Source organism: Centipeda periodontii DSM 2778, from assembly GCF_000213975.1.
GTDB lineage: Bacteria > Bacillota > Negativicutes > Selenomonadales > Selenomonadaceae > Centipeda > Centipeda periodontii.
On sequence record NZ_GL892076.1, the window covers coordinates 378983 to 399354 of the forward strand.

The 20372-nt window shown below is 56.6% G+C and carries 19 protein-coding genes and 1 tRNA gene; 14 read left to right on the top strand and 6 right to left on the bottom strand.

Annotated elements, in window-relative coordinates:
- Positions 1 to 503: 503 nt before the first annotated feature.
- The 4 genes from HMPREF9081_RS01665 to HMPREF9081_RS01680 are packed head-to-tail and all read left to right on the top strand — an operon-like array spanning position 504 to position 5286.
- Entirely contained in the window at positions 504 to 1535 is a 1032-nt protein-coding gene (locus HMPREF9081_RS01665; RefSeq protein ID WP_006305177.1) for a FecCD family ABC transporter permease, read from the top strand.
- Complete coding sequence (locus HMPREF9081_RS01670) at positions 1532 to 2305, top strand: ABC transporter ATP-binding protein (protein WP_006305178.1); 774 nt, start codon at positions 1532 to 1534, stop codon at positions 2303 to 2305. The genes HMPREF9081_RS01665 and HMPREF9081_RS01670 overlap by 4 nt, the downstream gene beginning before the upstream one ends.
- Entirely contained in the window at positions 2302 to 3336 is a 1035-nt protein-coding gene (locus tag HMPREF9081_RS01675) for an ABC transporter substrate-binding protein (protein ID WP_006305179.1), read from the top strand. The genes HMPREF9081_RS01670 and HMPREF9081_RS01675 overlap by 4 nt, the downstream gene beginning before the upstream one ends.
- Before the next feature lie 15 nt (positions 3337 to 3351).
- On the top strand, positions 3352 to 5286 hold the full coding sequence (locus HMPREF9081_RS01680) for a TonB-dependent receptor plug domain-containing protein (RefSeq protein ID WP_006305180.1): 1935 nt from the start codon (positions 3352 to 3354) through the stop codon (positions 5284 to 5286).
- A 422-nt stretch (positions 5287 to 5708) separates the two neighbouring features.
- On the opposite strand, the gene HMPREF9081_RS01685 is transcribed toward HMPREF9081_RS01680, so the two are convergent.
- Positions 5709 to 6224: an SMI1/KNR4 family protein gene (locus HMPREF9081_RS01685; protein ID WP_006305182.1), complete on the bottom strand. Its 516-nt coding sequence runs from the start codon at positions 6222 to 6224 to the stop codon at positions 5709 to 5711.
- A gap of 511 nt (positions 6225 to 6735) precedes the next feature.
- On the opposite strand from HMPREF9081_RS01685, the gene HMPREF9081_RS01690 reads away from it, so the two are divergent.
- Positions 6736 to 7467, top strand: coding sequence for an NAD-dependent protein deacylase (locus HMPREF9081_RS01690; RefSeq protein ID WP_006305183.1), 732 nt, complete (start codon positions 6736 to 6738; stop codon positions 7465 to 7467).
- 124 nt (positions 7468 to 7591) lie between these two features.
- On the opposite strand, the gene HMPREF9081_RS01695 is transcribed toward HMPREF9081_RS01690, so the two are convergent.
- From HMPREF9081_RS01695 to HMPREF9081_RS01705, 3 genes are all read right to left on the bottom strand, one after another.
- Positions 7592 to 8476 (bottom strand): DMT family transporter, encoded by an 885-nt coding sequence (locus tag HMPREF9081_RS01695; RefSeq protein WP_006305184.1) that lies wholly within the window; start codon positions 8474 to 8476, stop codon positions 7592 to 7594.
- A 122-nt stretch (positions 8477 to 8598) separates the two neighbouring features.
- Positions 8599 to 8674 (bottom strand) — tRNA-Thr (locus HMPREF9081_RS01700).
- 98 nt (positions 8675 to 8772) lie between these two features.
- The gene (locus HMPREF9081_RS01705; RefSeq protein ID WP_040394237.1) at positions 8773 to 9291 is read right to left on the bottom strand and encodes a hypothetical protein; all 519 of its coding nucleotides are present in this window, start codon (positions 9289 to 9291) and stop codon (positions 8773 to 8775) included.
- A gap of 141 nt (positions 9292 to 9432) precedes the next feature.
- Here HMPREF9081_RS01705 and HMPREF9081_RS01710 point away from each other — a divergent pair, with 141 nt between their 5' ends.
- The 9 genes from HMPREF9081_RS01710 to HMPREF9081_RS01745 all read left to right on the top strand — a co-directional run bounded on the left by HMPREF9081_RS01710 (position 9433) and on the right by HMPREF9081_RS01745 (position 18126).
- A complete protein-coding gene (locus tag HMPREF9081_RS01710; RefSeq protein WP_006305186.1) occupies positions 9433 to 10395 on the top strand; it encodes a hypothetical protein in 963 nt (320 codons plus the stop codon).
- Between the two features lie 11 nt (positions 10396 to 10406).
- Positions 10407 to 11399, top strand: coding sequence for a tetratricopeptide repeat protein (locus HMPREF9081_RS01715; protein ID WP_006305187.1), 993 nt, complete (start codon positions 10407 to 10409; stop codon positions 11397 to 11399).
- 150 nt (positions 11400 to 11549) lie between these two features.
- The gene (locus HMPREF9081_RS01720) at positions 11550 to 12464 is read left to right on the top strand and encodes a DUF3829 domain-containing protein (RefSeq protein ID WP_040394238.1); all 915 of its coding nucleotides are present in this window, start codon (positions 11550 to 11552) and stop codon (positions 12462 to 12464) included.
- A gap of 159 nt (positions 12465 to 12623) precedes the next feature.
- Complete coding sequence (locus HMPREF9081_RS01725) at positions 12624 to 13748, top strand: hypothetical protein (RefSeq protein ID WP_006305189.1); 1125 nt, start codon at positions 12624 to 12626, stop codon at positions 13746 to 13748.
- A gap of 334 nt (positions 13749 to 14082) precedes the next feature.
- The gene (locus HMPREF9081_RS01730; protein WP_006305190.1) at positions 14083 to 14757 is read left to right on the top strand and encodes a CsgG/HfaB family protein; all 675 of its coding nucleotides are present in this window, start codon (positions 14083 to 14085) and stop codon (positions 14755 to 14757) included.
- 63 nt (positions 14758 to 14820) lie between these two features.
- On the top strand, positions 14821 to 15723 hold the full coding sequence (locus tag HMPREF9081_RS01735; RefSeq protein ID WP_006305191.1) for an LPP20 family lipoprotein: 903 nt from the start codon (positions 14821 to 14823) through the stop codon (positions 15721 to 15723).
- Positions 15724 to 16074: 351 nt separating this feature from the next.
- Positions 16075 to 16239, top strand: coding sequence for a hypothetical protein (locus tag HMPREF9081_RS13755; protein ID WP_006305192.1), 165 nt, complete (start codon positions 16075 to 16077; stop codon positions 16237 to 16239).
- A gap of 215 nt (positions 16240 to 16454) precedes the next feature.
- On the top strand, positions 16455 to 17612 hold the full coding sequence (locus HMPREF9081_RS01740; protein ID WP_006305193.1) for an ImmA/IrrE family metallo-endopeptidase: 1158 nt from the start codon (positions 16455 to 16457) through the stop codon (positions 17610 to 17612).
- 1 nt (position 17613) lies between these two features.
- Positions 17614 to 18126, top strand: coding sequence for a DUF4411 family protein (locus HMPREF9081_RS01745; protein WP_245529837.1), 513 nt, complete (start codon positions 17614 to 17616; stop codon positions 18124 to 18126).
- A gap of 127 nt (positions 18127 to 18253) precedes the next feature.
- Here HMPREF9081_RS01745 and HMPREF9081_RS01750 read toward each other — a convergent pair whose 3' ends face one another.
- Positions 18254 to 18826, bottom strand: coding sequence for a hypothetical protein (locus HMPREF9081_RS01750; protein ID WP_006305195.1), 573 nt, complete (start codon positions 18824 to 18826; stop codon positions 18254 to 18256).
- Between the two features lie 77 nt (positions 18827 to 18903).
- Positions 18904 to 20103 (bottom strand): diaminopropionate ammonia-lyase, encoded by a 1200-nt coding sequence (gene dpaL / locus HMPREF9081_RS01755; protein WP_006305196.1) that lies wholly within the window; start codon positions 20101 to 20103, stop codon positions 18904 to 18906.
- Positions 20104 to 20372: the final 269 nt, after the last annotated feature.

Consider the following 20372-nt stretch of genomic DNA (forward strand, 5'->3'; position numbering starts at 1 on the left):
GCTCCTTTTGGCACTTCCCCGAAAAAAAACGATGTGCTATAATAAATCCAGCGACCGGTGAATGTCGGTTTACTCCCTTTGTGGGGGTGATGTGCGTGACGCTTTACGAAAAGCTATCGCTCCTGATTGCGACGGCAACGCTCGCAGTCAACATCATATTTCTGATTACTAGGTAAACAGAAAAAAGAACCGCACGCGCGGTTCACGTCGGCTCCTTCTTCAAGAAATACACTATTTCAAGGAGAGACCGGCGTAACCACACACCGATCGTCCTTTTATGCTGTTATTATAGAAAAATATTCTACAAATGTCAAGCACGGCACATCCCGCTCGATGAGATGTGTCGTTTTCTTATGGCATCCTTCTCCCTAATCTGCGTGAATATATCTATTCTATAAACTGCGATAGATTTTCATTGACAGTAACCATAAAATACCGTATTCTCAACATGAATATTATTCGCGTTTAAGAACATATCGGCGTATTCACAGAAAGGATTTTCCTTGCGCATCAAAGCATTGCTCTCCTCATCGTCCACACTCTCCATCCTGCTCGCCCTCATCGCTGTCTGTGCGGTATCGGCGGGCAGCGTCTCTGTTCCTGCGGGCGATACGCTTGCCATCATCACGGCGAAACTGACGGGCAATGTCCCCGCCGTCGATCCCGCCGTCACAGACATCATCTGGTCGCTGCGCGTGCCACGCGTCCTGCTCGCGATGACGGCGGGCGCGGGACTTGCGCTTGCGGGTGTCGTCATGCAGGCGAGCGTACAGAACCCGCTCGCGGAGCCGTTCATCCTCGGCATCGCCTCGGGCGCGTCCGTCGGCGCAACGCTCGCCATTCTCATCGGGTCGGCAGCGATCCCGTTCGGCGTGCCCGGCTGCGCCTTCCTCGGCGCGATTCTCGCGACACTCGCCGTGCTCATGCTCGCGGGGATTCATCGACGCGTCTCGACGGTAAAGCTCGTGCTCGCGGGCGCGGCGATCAGCGCTCTGTGCGTCGCGGCGACGAATTTCATCGTCTACATGGCGGCAGATGCAGAGGGCATGCAGTCCGCCGCGTTCTGGACGATGGGCAGCCTTGCCGACGCGAAGTGGCACAGCCTTTTCCTGCCCGTCCTCATCGTCACCACGCTCGCCGTCTACTTTCTCTCCCAACTGCGCACGCTCGACGTGCTGCTCCTCGGTGAGGAGCTTGCCGTAACGCTCGGCATCGACGCAAGTGCAAAGCGCCGCCTCTACATGGGACTCCTCGCACTGCTGACGGGTGTCCTTGTCGCGACCTGCGGCATCATCGGCTTCGTCGGACTCGTCGTGCCGCATCTCGTGCGCGCGTTTACGGGCGCATCCCATCGACGGCTGCTGCCCGCCGCCCTTCTCGTCGGTGCGATCTTCCTCGTCGTCGCGGATCTCCTCGCGCGCACGCTGCTCCCTGCGGGCGATCTGCCCATCGGCATCATCACGGCACTCATCGGTGCACCGCTCTTCATGAAGCTGCTCTTCGGCAGCAGCGGAAACTTTGGAGGCGGACGATGAAAAATATTCACATCGAAGGTCTGAAATTCCGCATCGGTGCAAAAGAGATCCTGCACGACATTACCGCCGATCTCCCCGCCGACCGCTTCGTCGCCCTGCTCGGCCCGAACGGCTGCGGCAAGTCCACCCTGCTCAAGCATCTCTACCGCGTCCATCGCGTACAGGAGGGGCAGGTCACAATGGACGGCACGCCGATCGCAGAGATTCCCCTGCGTGCCGCCGCACAGGAGATCGGCGTCATGGGGCAGTTCCACGCCGTCGACTTTGATTTCAGCGTGGAGGAGATTGCCCTCATGGGGCGTGCTCCGTACAAGGAGAGCTTCGAGGAGGACACGGAGGAGGATCTCGCGCTTGTCCGCGCGGCACTGGAACGCGTCGGCATGGCGGACGCGGCACAGCGCAGCTTCAATGAGCTCTCGGGCGGCGAGCAGCAGCGCGTCATGCTCGCGCGCTGTCTCGTACAGGAGCCGCAGCTGCTCATCCTCGACGAGCCGACGAATCATCTCGACATCAAATATCAGCTGCATATACTTGAACTGGTCAAGGGACTCGGCATCGGCGTGATTGCCGCGCTCCACGATCTGAACCTCGCGGCGATGTACGCCGATCTCCTCGTCGTGATGAAGGCGGGACGCATCGAGCGCATCGGAACGCCGCGTGAAATTATCACGGAGGAAATGCTCGCACACATCTACGGCGTGCGCGCAAATGTCAGCTATGATGCGGCGGGACTGCCGCTCGTCGACTACCGCACGGAGCAGGCGCTATGAAGGGCACGCAGACAAAGGGCAGAATGCTTCGCCGCATCTCTCATATGCTGAGTCTCCTCCCCCTGCTCGCACTCTCCGCCCTCATCCTCTCGCTCTCCGCGACGGACGGTCGCGGCTCACACGCACCATCGGAGCAGCCCGTGGACGGCATCACCTACACGACCGCGGACAGCGAGGGACGCCCCGCCACGTTCACGCTCGCCCATCCGCCGGAGCGCGTGCTTATCTCCTATCCCGGCGCGACAGAACTGCTGATCGACCTCGGGCTCGAGGATCGCATCATCGGTACAATCGCGCCCTACGGCGCGGAGCCGCCCTCGTATGCGGACGCCTACACTGCGCTCCCCATTCTCGCCGCGCCCTACGTCCCGAGCCGTGAGGAGGTTGTGGCGCTCCGCCCCGATCTCATCATCGGGTGGTCGCATCACTTCACCCCCGAGGCGCTTGGCGATGTCTATTCCTATTTTGATCGCAGCGTCGGCGCGTACATCGTGCCCGCCACCGTGCGCAAGGGGCATCCGACACTGGAGGAAACCATCTATCCGTTTATCAGAGATATGGGTCACATCTTCGGCACGGAGGAACGCGCAGCCGAATATACAAGAGGTTTACAGGAGCGCGTTGCCGCCGTTGAGAAGCGAACAGCGGCACGCGGGCAGCGATATACCGCCATGATTTTGCAATCGCACGGCAACAGTCTCTACAGCATGTACGGCCCCGCCTACATCATCGACGACATCGCGCGCAAGGCGGGCGCGGACAACATTGTCGACCGCCAGATGCGTTCGGTCGGTCCCGAGCGCGTCCTCGGCTTTGCTCCCGATGTTATCATCTACGTCAATCCGAAGGATATCTCAGCGGATGAGGCACGCGCAGAGCTGCGGGAGGATCCGAATTTACAAAACATGAAAGCCGTGCGGGAAAACCACATCATCATCGTGAATTTTTCCGATGTCAACAACGGGAACGGGCGCTGTATCGCGGCGCTTGAAAATATAGCAGCAGGGCTGAATGCCCTCAGGGATGAATAAGAAAGGGATATAAGGATGAGAAAATCAGTACTCAGCGGACTCGTTGCGGGCGCGCTCACCGTTGGAATGGGCTGTGCTGCAACGCCGGCAAATGCGGAGGAGGCAGTGCAGTCCTACACGCTGGACGATATCGTCGTCACGGCAAGCCGCAGCGAGACGGCGATCAGCGACGTACCGGCGGATGTCACGCTGATCTCGGAGGAGCAGATCGAGCGCGGCAACTACAAGAGCGTGTCGGATGCGCTGAAGGGGGCGAACATCAACGTCGTGCAGAAGGGCTTTGCCGCCTATCCCGTCATCAACGGAGATTCGCGTGTTCTCGTCATGGTCGACGGCAAAAAGGTCAACTGGGATCATCTCGTCGTCAGCGGGGACACAAATGCCGTCGATGTCGATCAGATTGCGATCGGCGACGTGGAGCGCATCGAGATCGTGCGCGGACCGAACTCCTCCCTGTACGGTGAGCGCGCCGTCTCGGGCGTCATCAACATCATCACGAAGCGCCCGACGGCGGGAAAACCGACCGGCAGTTTCAACATGCAGCTCGGTTCGTGGGGCGAAAAGCGTGCGGGGGTGAATATCAGCGGCGGCGACGGGAAGAATAGCATCAAGGTCGGTGTCGCACATGAGCGCCGCAGGGACTTCCAATATAAGAACGCCTACAGCGAAAAGCGCACCTTCGAGAACAGCGACATCAACCGCACGGACTACAATGTCGGCTTTGACCGCATCCTCGGCAGCGACCGCCTGCGCCTCGAGTTCAGCCGTCATGAGGGAGATGATGGCTACGGTGTGAGCCTGAAAAATCCAAGGACAGGCGCATCCTCCTATCAGGGACGCAAAAATATTGTCGATACGGGTTACGGCATCACCTATATGTTCGGCTCTGAGAAGGAAGGTGAGGGCACATTCCTGCGCTTCTATCGCAACGAGGCAAAATCAGACGGCGGCTTTAATTCCCAGTACGACCATCACCTGCGGCGCAACGCGTTCGAGGGGCAAAAACTCTGGATGCTCGGCAACAAGAATATGCTCATCGGCGGCTTCCTCTGGTCGCAGGAGAAAATCCACGAGATGAGCGGCTATATCCCAATGGATGCATCCGCCATCACAAAGGCACTCTTCCTCGAGGACGATTGGCAGCTCGGGCGCGGTTACTCGCTGAAGCTCGGCTCGCGCCTCGAACATCACAACGACTTCGGCACCGATGTCACCTCGCACATCAGCCTCAACAAGAAGCTGAATCGCGGCACGCACGCCTATATCTCCTTCGGGCAGGCAGTCAACAATCCATCGCTCAAGATGCGTTACGCCGACTCCCCCTATTGGGTGGGCAGGGAAGATCTGAAGCAGGAGCGCTCCCATACCTTTACCATCGGTGCGGACAGTCAGATCACGCGCAAGTGGAGCGTCTCGGGCAGCCTCTATTGGAGCAAGGTAAAGGACGCGCTTCGCTGGGTGAACGGTTATACCGATCCGATGACCTTAGTCTATGTGCGCGGCTACTATAAAAACGTCCAGACCGAAGATCGGCGGGGACTCGAGCTCAGTACACGCTACCGTGCCGATGACCGCTGGACGGTTCGTGCGGCATACAGCTTTGCACACATTGACTCTACCGATCCCGAAAAGGGCTTCCTCTCCTCGAATACGCGTCCAAACGGCTATAACCTCGGCATCTCCTACACGCAGGGGAAATGGGATGCAGACCTCGATCTGAACTATGTGACGGGGCGCAGCGCGGCGCGCTTCACGGATTCCCGCTACCTGACGCTTGACCTCGGCGTGAACTATCACATCTCGAAGGAATTCAAGGTCTATCTCAAGGGCATCAATCTCACCGATGAGAGCTACGAGTCCATCGGTGTCACGCCATCCGCATGGACAAGCATGGGTGCCTACGCCATGCCGAGCCGTCACTTCATTCTCGGCGGAACGTACAACTTCTGATTGATTTTAGGGAACCACATACAAAAAGAGCAGACGAATATCTGCTCTTTTTTTGCTTTCCTGTGAAGAAACGATGTGCTATAATGAAGCCAGCGACTGGTGAATGTCGGTTTACTCCCTTTGTGGGGGTGATGTGCGTGACGCTTTTTGAAAAGCTATCGCTCCTGATTGCGGCGGCAACGCTCGCAGTCAACATCATATTTCTGATTACTAGGTAAACAGAAAAAAGAACCGTACGTGCGGTTCACGTCGGCTCCTTCTTCAAGAAATCTAATTTCGTAGGAGTGACCGGCGCAACCACACACCAGTCGTCCTTTTATGCTGTTATTATAGAAAAATATTCTACAAATGTCAAGCACGGCGCATGTTTACAAATATATATTCCTCATGTGCGTTCGTCAGCAGGACCGTTGTTCGGATGATTATTTCAGGGAAAACGGATACTTCTCCGGAAGCTCTTTATCCAATTTTCGCATCTCGTCCCATATGAGCTCCTCTTGCTTTGACGTATCCTGTGCGTCCGTATTCAAAAAGCACTCCCATTGGGCAATCAAATCTGCGAGTTGAACGAATTTCTTAAAATCAATGTGCAGCTCTGTCAGAGGATGTTCCCATTCTCCATGGTCAAAGAAGCATATCTCCCCATTTTGCAGGTTCATCAGCCAAAGATCCCCCTGACCATCATCGGCAATCGCTATATACTGTTCCGCGAGTTCAGGGAACTCCATATAGAGTTCCTGCCCGTTATCGCTGAAAAACAGAGCCTCTGCCGAGATTTGACAGCCTGTAAGCCGCTGTAGCGCATCTGAAACATAGGGCATGTCATTTTGTTCGTATAAGGATAGCTTCTTTCGTGAATAAAGGGACAATGTCTTGGGCTTATGCCCCCATAGATCCAGAATTTCATTCGGCCGGCGGATAAAAAACAACGGCTCCATGCACAAAACTCCCATCCGCTTCTCTTCGTGCTTTCTATCGCAGGAATTATATGCTATACTCACAGCAAGCGACCGGTGAATGTCGGTTTACTCCCTTTCGGGGGGTGATGTGTGTGACGCTTTTTGAAAAGCTATCGCTCCTGATTGCGGCGGCAACACTCGCAGTCAACATCATGTTTCTGATTACGAGGTAAACAGAAAAAAGAACCGTACGCGCGGTTCACGTCGGCTCCTTCTTCAAGAACATAAAATTCTGTGGAGAGACCGGCGCTACCACACACCGGTCGTCCTTTTATATTCTCATTATATCCATCCCCCTACAAAATGTCAAGGAATCGCTGATAAAATGAAGTCCATTTAGATTGGTGTAGATTTTTGGTCCTGTCAAGGAGACAAACCGGACACATAGCAAGGGCTATGTGGAGGATTTGTCAACAAAGACAGGGCGAAAAAGATGCGCCAAGATAGTGGGCTAAATTTATCAGCGCTTCCTCAAGCAAGGAGGTACACGATGAAGGAGATCGATCGTCTCAGAGAAATCCTCGCAGGAAGCAGCCACGCGGTGTTCTTCGGCGGGGCGGGCATGTCGACAGAGTCGGGCATTCCCGACTTTCGCAGCGCGGGCGGCATCTACAGCGAGACGCTGAACAGAGAGTTCACCCCCGAGCAGATGGCATCGCACAGCTTCCTCATGGCGCATCCGGAGGAGTTCTTCGACTTCTACCGGCGGCGCTTTGTCTACCTCGCAGCAGAGCCGAATCCGGGGCACTATGCGCTCGCAGAGCTGGAACGGCGCGGCATTCTCGCGGCGGTGGTGACGCAGAACATCGACGGGCTCCATCAGGCGGCGGGCTCGCAGACGGTCTACGAACTGCACGGCTCAATCCGCCGCGCACACTGCATGGGCTGCGGCGCGCACTACGGGCTCGACTACATCCTCCACCATCGTCCCATCCCGCACTGCAGCTGCGGCGGCATCGTCCGCCCAGATGTGGTGTTATATGAGGAAAGTCTGGACACGGCGACCGTCGAGGGCGCGGTCACGGCGATCCGCGCCGCGGACACGCTCATCATCGGCGGCACCTCGCTCATCGTCTATCCTGCGGCGGGACTCATCGACTACTTCCGCGGTGAGCATCTCGTCCTCATCAACAAGAGCGAGACGAGCGCCGATGCACGCGCCGAGCTTGTCATCCGCGAGCCGATCGGCGATGTGCTGCACGAGGCGCTGCCGGACGAATAGCAGCCCGCCGAGAGGGCATGACGCCCAAGCGGTGGAAATGTACTGATTGTTCAAGGCACCCCTTCCACCGCAAGCGGTCCCCCTTCCCCGCTGTGGCGGGGAAGGCTTTGGGATGGGCGGCGCATCAGCCCCTTCGCCCCCGCCGCACACTCTGCAAGAGGATCCCGCCCATGATGAGAACGAGGGCGAGGAACGCCGCGCTGCTCATCTCCTCACCAAGCGTTATGGCAGAGACGACGAGCGAGAGGAGCGGCACGAAGTAGGCGAGGTTGGCGACCATCGCCGAGTTCCTCGCCCCCTGCAATGCCATCGCCCACCAGAGATAGCCCACGGCATCGATAAAGACGCCAAGCCACAAGAGGCCAAGCCACTGTGTCCACGAGAGCGTGACCCACACCTCCGTGAGAAGTGTCACGGGCAGGGAGCAGAGCGCCGTCGTTCCCCATGCCATAATCATCATCACCGTCTGGTCGATGTTCCTCCGCTTGTTCAGCACGCAGAAAAGACCATAACAAAGTGCCCCAAGTATGCAGGCGGCGGCACCGAGCAGGCCGTTTCCCTCGGCGCTGCCCTCCCCGCCGAGGGTGAGTACCACCACGCCGGAGAACGAGAGGAGCAGCGCAGCGGCGGTGCGCAGGGTGATCCGCTCCCCGAGAAGGAGTGCCGCAAAAAGGACGATCATCATCGGCCAGAGGAAGTTGAGGATGCATGCCTCCTGCGAGGTCAGCTGCGAAAGCCCGTAGTAGTACAGCCCCGAGTAGAGGAAAAGCCCGAGAAAACCGAGTCCCGCCATCGCCGCATAGCCGCGTATATCGTATGTGCGAAATATGCGCCCCCCGTCACGCACAAGCTGCACGGCGAGCAGGAAGAAGCTCGCAGCGAGCGTGCTCAGGAAGAGTGCCTCAAACGTCGGGATCGCCGTGAGCAGACTCTTCACCAACGCCGCCGTCGTTGACCAGATCACGACTGCACTGACCGCATAGAAATAGACACGTCCCTGCCCCTGCATTGCAAAACTCCTCCGTCCGCCGACTCCGCTTGACCTCTGCCTCCTGCATCTCTGCACGCGCCTGTTTCCTGCACACAGATACAGAAAAGGCTTCCGAATGTTCGGAAGCCTTTTATTTCAAATGGAGCTGATTATAGGACTTGAACCTACGACCTGCTCATTACGAATGAGCTGCTCTACCAACTGAGCTAAATCAGCATACCGCCTCACAGGCGATAGTGGAATTATACCCGAGCGCACGGCTCCTGTCAACCCCGCAGCAAAAATTTTTTAGCACTCTGTGGTTCCCTAGAGGACTAAGGGATCCGCACATAGAACTCATCGTTGTAGACCGCAACATCACGCTTCAGGAACGCATTATAAAACGGCTTGCTCCCGTAGAACTTCATATGATAGGCGAGGTAGAACGCGATCTCACCTGCCGGCATCACGATGCCCGTCTCCGCCCACGAGCCGGTCGGCAGGAGGAAGTGCCATCCGTCGCCGTCCTTCACATACATCGCCCGATCGTCCCAGTTGTAGGCAAAACACATGGTGCGCACATCGGTCATCACGCCCCTGCCGCCGCTGTAGAAATCATCTTCATCCCCGACAGCACTGCGCGCCGTGACGACGTTTACCGCGATGACGTACTGCGGCGGCTCATAGCGCTGCACGACGAGCGAGCTGCTGTCCACGTACCATGCCGTCCCCATATGCCCGTCGCAGAGGATGAAATTGCAATCGCCATTCAAATATGTGGCATAGTTCGCGGACGTGACTACAGGCAGCGCGAGCACAAACAAACCGATGAGCATCACAGCCATCCGTTTCATGAGATGCACCTCCATTCACATGGAATAATTCCATCTTCATTTTCTAAAATCCTTCCCACACGCAAATTTCAACCTCCCTCTCATCCCTTTTTCACCTCTATTTAATCACGTTTTGGAACAATACGAACGGGAGTGAATGCAATGTTAAAACAGATCCTGCGCGCACTGATCTGCGCGCTGATTCTCATCGGCACAATAAATATCGCCTCCGCTGCACCTGAGATCATCGAGGCGGACGGTGTCTATATGATGGGCGACAACGACACGCCGAAGAGCGCCCGCGATGCGGCGCGAAACGAAGCGATGCGTGCGGCGACCGAGCGGGCGGGCGTCTACATCGAGAGCACGAGCGAAGTGCAGGGCTATACACTGACGCGCGATGAGATCCGCACGGTCGCCGCCGCCGTGCTGCGCGTCCTGCACGAGGACGTGACGCCGGAGCTCATCGAGGGAGCTTGGCGTTACCGCGTCCACCTCGTCTGCTCCGTGGACACGGAGGGGATCGACCTCAAGGCGCTCGCACAGAACAAGGCGGAGCTTGCACGCCTCACACGGGAGCGTGACGCACTAAAGACGGCAAACGACGCGCTCCGTGCGCGCTATGAGCAGAAGGACGCCGGGGAAAATTCCGCGACCGTCACGGACAGCGACAAGCTAAACGCCATCTTCGATGATGTATCAGCGATGATCCTGCGCGGCGAAACCGATCACGCGGTCGCAGACCTCTCTCTCCTCCTGCAGGATCCGAGCGTTACGGGGGACGCCCGCGCCTATGCTTACGTGCTGCGCGGGCGTGCTTACTACGATCAGCACAGCCGCGCGCTCGCCCGCGCCGACTTTACGGCGGCAGAGCGTACGCCGCACACGAACGGCACCTATCCCATCTGGCGCCTCTATCAGTACCGCGGCATGATCGCCTATGACGAGGGGCGCTATGACGATGCGGTGAATGATCTCGTGAGCGCATGGGACGCCTCGGATAAGACGGACGACGAGCTCCGGATGACCCTGCGCCGCGCCGAACGCAGAGCGGAGCAGGAACGCCGTCATCGCGTGCGCGGGGACGGCGGTGCACGCAGCTGGGGCATCGTCATCGTCCCATAGGAGGATATACCATGCGCATACAACTCTACGCGGTACTCCTTGCCGCGCTACTCGTCCTTCCGCTTTTTGGACAGACCGCAACTGCCGCCCCACAGGTCATCACCGCCGAGGGCGTCGCCATCATGGGCGAGAGCGACATGCCGAAGGACGTGCGTGCAGCCGCACGGCGCGAGGCGATGCGTGCAGCGACCGAGCAGGCGGGCGTCTACGTCGAGAGCTATACCGAAACGCAGGACTTTACCCTGACGAAGGACGAGGTGCGCATGATCGCGGGCTCCATCCTCCACGTCATCAAGGAGGAGGCGATCCCCGAGGTCATTGAGGGAACCTGGCAGTACCGCGTCCGCCTCACCTGTGAGGTGGACACCTCCGAGGTCGACATCGCCGCCCTCGCGGAGAAAAAAGCCGAAATCGCACGCCTTCAAAAGGAGCGTGACACCCTGGAGGCTCAGAACAACGCCCTGCGCATCCGCGATGAACAGCGAAAGCGTGCGGCAGAGGCAGCGCGCGGGACACGCCTTGAGGACACCCTCTCCTACACGGCGATCTTCGACGAGACGCTGCGCCTCATTCGGAGCGGTCAGGCAAAGGAGGGGGCGCTTGAAGTCACGCGCCTCATCGGCGACCCGCGCGTCACGGGCGATGCACTTGCGTACGCCTACTGTCTGCGCGGCATTGCATACTACGAGCTGGGCGAGGACAAGACCGCCATCCAGAACCTCAGGAGCGCGGACGAGATCTCACGCTCAAGTGCGCTCTACCCCCTCTGGCGCGGCGACCAGTACTACGCACTCATCTGCGAGCGTCAGAAACGTTGGAAGGACGCCGCCAAGTTCTTCCGCCTCGCGTGGGAGGCATCGGACAAGACCGACACACAGCTCAAAGAACAGCTCGAACGCGCCGAAGACCGCGTCGGGAAAAAGCGCGGCGGCATCGGCGCGTTTCTCGGCGGCATCGTGAACGGCGTGCTCAGCGTCGCCGGCGCCCTTGTCGGGATCGGTTGATGAGCACCGACGCATATGCCGATAGCGCCCCGCCTTTTGTCCCTCTTTGACAAAAATGCCCTCTTCCGCTATACTTTCCATGTTATGAAACAATCATACACGTCCCATGTTTTATGGAAGCCCTACTTCCGGACCCAAAGGAGGATTTTCATGTTTTATTCGATGCGTCGTGCCCTCTCCGTTCTCGTGGTCGGCGGACTCCTCTGCGCGCCCGCCGCGCTGCTCACGGGCTGTTTCGGCAGCAATGACAAGGACGCTTCATCCGGTGTCAGCGCGCTCCTCGCCGGCAACACGACCGAGGACAAGATCGATGCGATCTCGCCCTATCTCGATGCGACCAACAACTACAACCATGTCATTGTCACGTTCGACTTCGCCATCGCCCCCTCGCTCGAAAAGATGCGCAGCGGTGAGCGTCAGACCAGCATCTCCCTCCCGAATTTCGCCGATCTGAAGAAGGATCTTGAGGAGGCACGTGCCAATCCAAAGACCGCAGGCGTTTTCCAGGATATCGACGCCGAGGCGGATGCCGTGCTTGCGATCCTGAAGGATCTCGCACCGCTCGCGGAGAAGATGGAGAGCTACTACTCCTCGAAGGGCTATCTGACGGACGACTATGCCGCCGCTGCGCAGATGACCGCGCAGTTCCTCCCGCTCTATGACAAGTTCGAGCCCGCCTATGACAAGTTCGATGCCGTCGTCACCCAGCGTTTCAAGGAAGTGCGCCTCGCCCAGCTCGAAGATATGAGGAAGGAAGGCAGGACGAACGCCGCCAACTATCTCGAACTCTCGATCAAGACACGCGATCTCGCGGATATGCTCGACAGTGAGAACATCGACAAGGCGGCCGCCGAGACGAAAATCGCGGAGATCAACGAACTTGCGGCAAAACTCCCGGATGTCCCCGCACTCGGCTCCTACAAGTCGAACCTCAACCGCTTCATCGGCACGTTCCGCAGCTATGTCGCGGGCACGGAGGACGCCAACGAGGTTGTGGAGGACTTCAACGATCTCGTACGCTCCTCCCAGAACCTCGACCTCGGTGCGTTGGATAAAAAGAAATAACAGACAGCCACACGCACACAAAAGTGCCGCAGAACCTTACTGCGGCACTTTTTGCATATCCCCCACGTTCTCCCCCTATACGCGCACGAATTTTTATGGTATGATAAAAATGCAGAAAACGCGTGCCTCTTTTGACCGACGAAAGGAGAATGCACCCTTATGAAGAAACTACTCATCGCACTCGCCCTCTCTCTGGCGATGATGCAGACCGCATTCGCCCAGACCGTCACCGTCGACGGCGTGGGCGTTGACCGCGACTCCGCGATGCGCGATGCCGCACGCATGGCGGTCGAGCAGGTCGCCGGCATGTACATCAACTCAAATACCGTCGTCTCGAATACCTCTGTGGAGATGGACGAGATTCTCTCGCACGCGCAGGGCTACGTCCAAAACATTCAGGTCATCAGTGAGTCCATGAATGGCGGCGAGTACCGCGTCCGCGCAAGCGTCGACGTGAACACCGACCCGAACTCGGCGTTCATGAAGCGCATGGATGCCGTCATGCGCCTGAACGATCCGCGCATCGGTGTCGTCATCCTCACGGATGATTCGGACATCGATCACGACTTCTATGGACTCCCCGGTCATGACACGATCCTCGAAACGGCACTCAACGAGCGGCTCCTCGCCGTCGGTTTCAAGCACGTCGTCGATGTGAGCCTCCTCTCGCAGCTGCAGGATTCTTCGGTACTGAACGCCGTCTATCGCGGCGACAGCCGTCTCCCGTACGCCGGCGATGCCTCCGCGCGCCCGATCGACTACCTCGTCATCGGACGCAGCCACGCAGAGGGCTACAAGGTGAAGCTGCCGGACAATCAGGGCGGCTACGTCGAGACACAGATGTCCTCGGCACGCACACACCTCGACCTCAAGATCATCTCCTTCGGCACGAGCACGATCATCGGCACCTACTCCGTCGATGGGCAGGGCGTCGAAAACAGCCCTGCGCTCGCGGCGCGCAAGTCGCGTCAGGCGGCAGCGGTTAAGGCGGCGGAGAAGCTCGAGCAGCAGTTCCTCAAGGCTGCGGCAAGTGGATTCTCAGGCATCCAGTTCACCGTCCGCGCGAATGACTTCTCCCTCGTCGAGCAGCTCGTCAAGGAGCTGAAGGAACTGCGCGGCGTGCAGGATGTCTACGTGCGCGGCACGAACGCGGGCAAGACGACCATCGACATCGCCTCTGCACAGAAGCCGTTCACCATCCTCCAGATGCTCCAGCGTAGCACCAGTCTCTCCATCTTCGTTGAGAGCACCAGCGATAGCGAGATCAAGATCACGCTGCGCTGATACTTCATCCCCGACAGAACAATAAACTGCCGCATGAGCACTCGTGCGGCAGTATTTTTTAGAAATTTTTAGTCTCCGGAATCGACTTCAATCCGAAAAAAACCCGTAAAATCGCGCCATTACAAGCAACAATTCAGAAAATAGGACTTTTTAACCTGTCATATGCTACAGTTCCCATTTCTTTTAATTTGTGCTAAAATAACAGGCGACATCGAATATGTCAGTATCCATGCACCCACGGAAGGTAGTCACGTGTTTTCTGCAAGAGCCCTATCATCCGCCTGTCCGCGTGGTGCACGCAGGGAGCCATGGGATCATTTTAAGGAGGAATTCTATGTTGAAGAAAATGATGGGCATCCTTGTCCTTCTCGGGGGGCTGATGATGGGATCCGTCTGTCAGGCGGGGCTCTACGACAACCCTACCGTTGCAATCATGCCCTTCCAGAACAAGGTGCCGGATCGGTGGGGTGGCTTCAGCGACCATGCAGGCATCGCAACCGAGGAGCTCATCACCCTCATCAGCGACCGTCCCGACGTGTTCCAAGTCTATGAACGTATCGAACTCCAAGGGCTCGTGGATGAGCAGAGTCTCGGTATGACCGGACTCATCGCAGAGGACACCGCTGCCGAGGTCGGCAACCTCAGCGGTGTCGAGTACAAGATCTTCGGCGCACTCACGAACCTCTCGGCGAAGGAGGACACCTTCGGTCTCGCCGGTCTCACGGGCGGTCTGCTCGGCAGTCAGGCAAGTGTCGTGGCAAATGTCTCAATCCGCGTCGTCGAGGTTTCGACGGGACGCGTCGTCCTCGTCGGGCAGGGCAAGGGCAGCTCGAAGCGCGTGTCAGGCGGCGTCGCCTCAGAGGGCGGCGCATTCATGCTCGGCTCTGCGAACGTCACCGACGAGATGGCGTTCAACGCCGTCTCCAAGGCGATCAAGGATGCCGTCAACGGCAAAGAGGGTCTCTTTACGAAGATGGGCGTCAACGACAAAAAGGGAAAGAAACGTTAAGTGCTTCCTTAAGAGAGCACCATCCGCCGAAAAGTTTCATTTTCACAAAAAGGAGCGACAACGATGAAGAACCTGAAGAAAAAAGCCCTCGTCAGCGCCATCGCAGGCGTATTTGCATTCGGGGCGGGCTTCTATGCCACACCGAACTCCTCCCTCCCCTCCCTGACCATCATGCAGGCAGCCGAGGCAGCCGCTCAGTGGGAGCAGGGCACGATCACAGCCGAGGGCTTCGGCACACCGCCGATGGGCACCTACGGCTCCAAGGCGAGCATCATGGCGCGCCGTGCCGCGATTGTTGACGCACAGCGCAACCTCGCCGAGCAGATCAATGGCGTGCAGGTCGATGCCGAGACCACCGTTGAGAACTTCGTCATCCGCAGCGATGTCGTCAAGACCAAGGTCAGCGCACTCATCAAAGGCGCAATGGTCGTTGAGGAGCAGATGATGCCCGACGGCGCATATCGCGTCGTCATGTCCATGCCGATGTACGGTATGCAGGGTCTCTCCTCTGCCATCATGCCCGCGATCCGCGACAACACGCCACCCACGCCGCCCCCGCCGGTCATCTCCGCCACCATCACGGCTGAGATTACAACGCAGATTCAGACGAGAGGCGTAGGCTACACGGGCGTCATCGTGGATGCGAGCGGCATGGGCCTCAAGCCCAGCTTCTCCCCCGTCATCTATGACACAAACGGCAGAGCCATCTACGGTGTCAGCAACATCAACTACGATCAGGCGATCTCGCAGGGCATGGTCGGCTACTCAAGCAGCGTTTCTGCGGCACAGGCACTCCCGCGTGCCGGCGGCAGCCCACTCGTCGTAAGGGCGGTGCAGGTGCGCGGCGGCAACAACTCCACGAACCCCGTGAACGTTGTCGTCTCCGTTGACGACGGCGACCGCATCCTCGCGGCGAATGCGCAGAGCCAGATGCTCATGAACGGCAGCGTCGTGTTTGTGCGCTAACCGGCAAGAACGACAGATACGAAACTCCCGAGGGCAGCCTCGGGAGTTTTTGCGTACAGAGGATTTGCCGTTTATTTCAGAATATGTTAAGGAAGCACTGATAAATTCAGCACCGCCATCTTAGCGCATCTTTTTTGTCCGCTCAATGCCTGCAAATCCTCCACATAGCTTTGGCTATGCGTCCGGTTTGCCTCCTCAATCGGACGAAAAAATCTACGCCAATCTGAGGGTCTATTTTATCAGCGATTCCTTAAGTTTATTGCCCAGCTTATCAATGATAAATCCATCCATGATGGGAAAAAATACATAGGCATGGAAAATATTGAATCATGAACAGGAAAATATCTTGATATGGGAGAAATTGTTCCAGAGAGTTTGTGCAATAATTTCTGTAAGGGAGATATTCTTTTTGGTAAGTTACGTCCTTATTTAGCAAAAGCATATATTGCAGAAGAAAATGGCACCTGTTCAAGTGAAATTCTCGTTTTTCGTACCAGTTCGATTTTAAGGAGATAACTTTTTTATTTGCCGTTGCACTTAGATCGTAAACTCAGGTTGGAAAATTTTTCTGCACGGGTCTTTCCCTACTATATTTTCATTATTCCACAGAAACGGAAATACTGCTTTGGCATATTACTTCCGCATTGATCGCACCAATCACGTCATTTTGTATAGAACTCACTCCATAAATATGCTATCATAAAAGAAACGAACAAAAGGAGGTGAGCCGTATGGCGGGAGTTACTGTACCGGTTCATGCGCCCGTGATCGATTGGATTGTGCAGAACATCCGCGAAGATCAAATTGCCCCCAACGTACTCAACCAGCTGAATGCGTGGAAGACGGGCGAAAAACAGCCCACGCTGAAACAGTTGGAAGCGATGAGCAAAAAAACACACATTCCATTCGGCTACTTCCTGTTGCAAACGCCGCCCGATGAGGATATTGCACTTGCTGAATATCGCACTGTTGGGAGTAAAAAACGTCAAAAACCGAGCCGTGAACTCATTGATATTCTGGATCAAATGACAGCAATTCAGGACTGGATGAGGGATGATCTCAAACGGGAACAAGTCGATGTTCTTCCCTTTGTCGGAAGTTGCAGCCTCCACAATTCCACGAGCGAGATTGCGCAACGGATACGAGATGCCCTTGCACTCAGAACGAACTGGTACAGAAAAGAATCTTCCGCAGAGGCCAATTTCAACCGTATCCGAAATATGCTAACGCAGCACGGTGTTCTTGTATTTACAGGCGGCAAGATCGGAGCGAATACACATAGGCCGCTTGATATAAGAGAGTTTCGTGCCTTTACACTTGTCGATGCGTACGCACCACTCATCTTTATAAACACAACAGACACAACAAACGGGCGTCTCTTCTCTCTCCTGCACGAAACGGTTCATGTATGGCTCGGCGAAAACAGCCTGTTCAATAATCCCGAATGGTCGGATGAGCGCGTGAGTCTGCTCGAGCAGAAGTGCAATGCCGTTGCGGCAGAGCTTCTTGTCCCCGCAACAGAATTTCCTAACGTATGGGATGCGTCCATTCCAGTCGAGAATATGACAGAACGAGCAGCGCGTCATTTCCGATGTAGCGAAGCCGTAATTCTGCGGCGCGCCTATGAGATGAAAAGAATACCACGGAATGTATATGCGCGTATGCTTGTATTGCAAAAAGAGCAATGGGAGCGAATAAAAGCGCACAAGAAAAAGACCGGCGGTGGTGATTTTTACAAAACATTGCTCTCGAATCTCGATCACCGTTTTCTCGCCGCCCTTGAACGGAGCGTAATTCAGGGCAACACACAGGATACGGATGCCTACCGACTGACAGCGACCAATCGTAGAACTTACAGCGGCGCACTTGAGCGGATGGGAGGCGTTTGAGTTGAGCGAAAAATACCTCATCGATGCCAATAGTCTGATACGCCCTGCCCGTGCATACTATCCGTTTGATTTCGCCCCATCTTTTTGGCAGCAGCTGCGTCCAAAAATTTCACTGGATAAAATAGCCGTTCTAGATAAGGTACGGGATGAGGTTCTAAAGGGAACAGACGAACTCTCTGCATGGATAAGCGACCTTCCAAACGAGTGTATTTTGTCGACGCAGGATATGCAGATCCTTCAAAAATACAGAGATGTTCTGAGCTTTATTCAGCAAAGCGATAAATATAGCGAGGCAGCACTTCGTCGTTGGTCACAGTTGGATATTGCCGATCCGTGGCTGATTGCTGCCGCCAAAGTATATGGCTATACGCTCTTGAGCTTCGAGCAGTCGGCTGGGACAATACCGGAAGGAAGCCGTTCAAAGAATCCAAAACTTCCCGATGTTGCACGTCACTTCCAAGTACCATACACATCCTTATTTGATATGATGCGAAACGAATCCTTTATCTTATGACAAAATCTGTATTTTACTCTCGTACAACGTTCTTGCTTCATGTGTGCACAAAAAAACAGGAAGGTAAAATACTATAAAAGCATGCAAACACCTCTGCACGTTTATCGTACAGAGGTGTTTGCACGTTTTATATACGATTCATCATCTCGCTGTCCAAGGCTTCTTGTTTGAGTTCGCCCTCGCACGAAGCAAGCACCTGAGCAGAGTAATAGTAAAAGCTGTAAAAGAGTTCCGCCGGGAACACATCCTCGTCCTCCCAGCGCAGTTCGTCCTCCTCCTCATCGTAGACCTCCGACCAAAGGTATTCCTCGCGCAGGAGATCGGAGAAGCGCGGCAGAGGTGCTGCGTGCTCCAACTCATCGCCCATGTGGACGCATTCGGCAATCAGCAGAAAATGTTCAAGCAGCCGCTTCGCAATCATGCGTGCCGTTTCGTTCTCCGCTTGCGCGGCAAGTGCACGGCGAAAAATCCGTGCAAGAAAAATGAGCGCGAACGGCGTTGCGTGCCAGAGCGTACCCTGATGCTCCGTATTGATCTCCATCTCGTAGAGTGCCTTCTCCACCGCCGTAGGATCGTCCATCGCCTCCAATACCGCAAAGTATCGGGGAAACGCCGTTGCACGCCCGTAGGGCGTCGTCAGTCGGTGCCACGGTACATCGTTCACGGTCAGTGTCTCAATATAGCCTTCATTCTCGTTCATCGCGACACCTTCTCTTTGGGCCCCTTCCACCGCTTGCGCGGTCCCCCTTCCCCGTCATACGGGGAAGGCTTCTGCTCTCAGTAGCTCGGATACAGCCCATCCCAAACAACACGGCGGTAGTTTGCGCGGTCGGTGTCGCCCTCGGTAGAGATACAGAGGATGCGGGAGTCCTTCCCGAGACCGATGCGGTCGCGCAGGTAGTCGAGACTGCGGTTCTGCATGAGCTCGGCGACGAGTCCCGTGGTGACGGCGCCGCTCTCGCCCGAGATGACGCGCGGATCGTCGTCCAGCGGGTTGCCAAGGATGCGCATTCCCTTTGCCGCGACCCACTCGGGCACGGAGACGAAGTGATCGGCGTGATCCTTCAGGATCTCCCACGCGATCGGGTTCGGCTCGCCGCACGATAGCCCCGCCATGATGGAGTTAATCTCGCCCTTCACGATGTGCGGCGCACCATCATTCGCGGCAGCCGTGCGATAGATGCAGTCCGCACGGTTTGGCTCGACGATCGTGATAACGGGACGCTCCGCCCCACAGTGCGCCGCGAGACACCCCGTAACTGCAGCGGGCATCGACCCGACTCCCGCCTGCAGAAAGACATGCGTTGGCAGTTCAGCGTACTGCTGCGTCGCCTCATGTGCCAGCGTCGTATAGCCCTGCATGATCCAGAGCGGGATCTCCGTATAGCCGTCAAATGCCGTATCCTGCACGAGCACCCAGCCCTGCTCTTTTGCAAGCTTCGCCGCGTGACGCACAGTGTCATCGTAGTTGTACGTCGTAAACGCCGCCTCCGCGCCGAGCCCGCGAATGTTCGCCAGACGCTCGGGCGAGCCGCCCTTGGGCATGAATACGTGCGCAAAGAGCCCGAACAGCTTTGCCGCCCACGCGATGCCGCGCCCATGGTTGCCATCCGTCGCCGTCACGAGCGTGAGCGTGCGCAGCCGCTCGCGATACTCCGGCTTTTGGAGATTCTCATAGGTCATCTCGCTCTCGGGGATGTCGAGATACTGCGCGAGATAGCGTGCGACCGCATAGCTCGTCCCGAGCCCCTTGAACGCGTTCAACCCGAACCGCTTGCTCTCATCCTTCACCGCGAGCCGCCCGAGTCCCAGTCCCTCCGCGAGCCGCCGGAGATCGGCGAGCGGTGTCGGCTCATAGTCCGGCAGACTCCGATGAAAGCGCAGCGTACGCGCCGCAGTCTCCGCTCCGAATGCGGAGACATCCGAGAGCGCTTCCTCCGCATGTATGAGTTGTACTGCTTTGATCGATTCGTTCATGATGCATTTCCTCCCGATCAACAATAGTTATTTCATGATTTCTTTTCATTATAGCACAGATGATATGTATTTGTAAGAATAATAAAATATATTCTTGTAGATATCCATTCACTTTTCTGAAATTTCTGCTTGACAATCACTTTCATCCATTCGTATAATAGGACGTAATCTCAAGGTTAGTTGGTAGGAGACAGCGCCGCAGACACAATGCGCCGCATTGGAAACACAGGCACGCCTCCTCCCCTCAGGATTCAAAAGGAGGAATTTCC